Raw genomic sequence first — 1,955 nt, 5'->3', positions numbered from 1 at the left:
CACTTAGGTGCACTTGTTGAAGATGAAGACTTAAGCCGCTTTATTCTATAAAACGAATATAAACGTTATACTAAAAGCCTCCAGATTGGGGGCTTTTTAATGGGATATATTAAATGAAACACGTAACAAAAGTGCATTACCACAGTGTAAGTAAAAATCTAGATGTTTACTTTGATGATGATAGTAAAGCTGTATTTGGCTGTGAGTTTTTACGTGTACACTCCCCTTCAGCTGAAGTGCAGGGCCATGGCTCTGGCCCAATGAAGCTAGTACTTAATAAGCAAGCTGTAGGAATAAAAAGTATTGTACCTGTTGGGCATTACGCACTTCGTTTAGATTTTGACGATGGCCATAACAGCGGACTATTTAGCTGGCGCTACTTTGAAAAACTACAACAGCAACAAGATACATTGTGGAGTGAATATTTAGCGCGGGTAACTGAACACGAAAAAAGTAAAGATAGCGTGCCTATAAAATTTGTTCCTTAAACTTTATAGGCCCGTTCTATTAAGCGTTATTAAACCTTAAATTTATCAATTGCAGTGAACAGAACGCGAGCCTGCTCAGAGACCTCTTCACTTGTTTGCGCATTGTTAGCAGCATGTTCAGTTGCGTCTTGTGCAATATCGCGAATTCTTACTACATTTTTATTAACCTCTGATGCCACTTGGCTTTGCTCATCAATAGCAACCGCTATTTGAGAGCTCATTTCCATTATTGTTTGTACATTTTCAGTAATTGCGCCTAATAGCTCACCTGCTTTAATTGCTTGCGAGGCACTTTCATCACCTTGAGAGCGACATTTGTGCATAATACTCACCACTTCTTGAGTACGCTGCTGTAAGGTACTTATAATACCTTCAATCTCACTTGTAGACTCTTGAGTACGCTTTGCTAATGAACGAACCTCATCTGCAACAACAGCAAAACCACGACCATACTCACCAGCACGGGCCGCTTCTATTGCCGCATTAAGTGCAAGTAAATTTGTTTGATCTGCAATCCCTCGAATTACATCAAGCACTGAACCAATTGTTTCACCATCTTTTTCAAGTTGCGACACTACATTTGATGCATTCCCCAGCGAATCAGATAGGGCCCTAATGTGCTTAACGGTAGAATCTACTTCACTACGCCCTTGTTGTGCACTTAAATTTGTTGACTCTGCTTTTTTCGCAGCCGCCTCAGTATTATGTGAAATATCCTGAATCGTCGCCTGCATTTCGGTGGCTGCCGTTGCAACCATATCGGCTTCATGTAGTTGCTCTTGCATACCAGAGCTTGTTGCTGCGGTACTTTGTGATAAATGCTCTGTTGCTACATTAAGCGTGTTTAAAGCACCATTAACTTCGTTAATTAAGTTCTTAAAATCGCCTATTAAGCTATTAAAGTCGACCGTCATGGTGGTAATTTCGTCTTTACCAGTTTGCTCTATCATCACGCTCAAATCATTATTACGACGAATATCGTTAATGGTGTGATAAACCCGCTCAATAGGTACAATAATGGAGTGGCTTGTAAAATAAACGAGTGCTAATACAATCACACCTGCAATCACAAATACCAAAATAGCTAAAAATTGAGCCTGCTCTACACTTTGCTCTACTTGTAACTTAGTGTCTTTAACGATTTTAGAAACAATGGCGTCGCTTTTATCTACACTGTCACGCATTACTCCAAGTGCGCCTGACTCAAGATCTAGCCCTAGCTTAGTTTGCGCCTGCACAAGTGTTTGAAATTCGCTTTGGTATATATCAATCAAAGGATTAATTTGTGCTTTATAGTCGCTTGGCAGCTGTGCTGCAGCTACCTGCTGCTTAAATGTATTAATTCCCTCATTAAAACGCCTTAGGTACTTAATATCAAATCTCAGCATGAAATCTTTTTCTGAGCGTCTTAGTTGCAGCATTGACGACAGCAGTTGGTAATTTTGCTGCTCTTTTAATAGTTGCTCA

At 40.1% G+C, this 1,955-nt stretch carries 2 protein-coding genes; one reads left to right on the top strand and one right to left on the bottom strand.

All coding sequences use genetic code 11. From position 1 onward, the window contains the following. The first annotated feature begins 113 nt into the window (after positions 1–113). The gene (locus H5072_RS18175) at positions 114–488 is read left to right on the top strand and encodes a gamma-butyrobetaine hydroxylase-like domain-containing protein (RefSeq protein ID WP_165723719.1); all 375 of its coding nucleotides are present in this window, start codon (positions 114–116) and stop codon (positions 486–488) included. A gap of 29 nt (positions 489–517) precedes the next feature. Here the strand turns inward: H5072_RS18175 and H5072_RS18170 are convergent. Next, the coding region (locus tag H5072_RS18170; protein ID WP_182694351.1) for a methyl-accepting chemotaxis protein at positions 518–1,955 on the bottom strand (1,438 nt) is incomplete at its 5' end.

The sequence above is a fragment of the Pseudoalteromonas sp. SR45-5 genome (assembly GCF_014163565.1).
Taxonomy (GTDB): Bacteria; Pseudomonadota; Gammaproteobacteria; order Enterobacterales; family Alteromonadaceae; genus Pseudoalteromonas; species Pseudoalteromonas distincta.
This window is presented reverse-complemented; position numbering and strand designations above follow the sequence as displayed.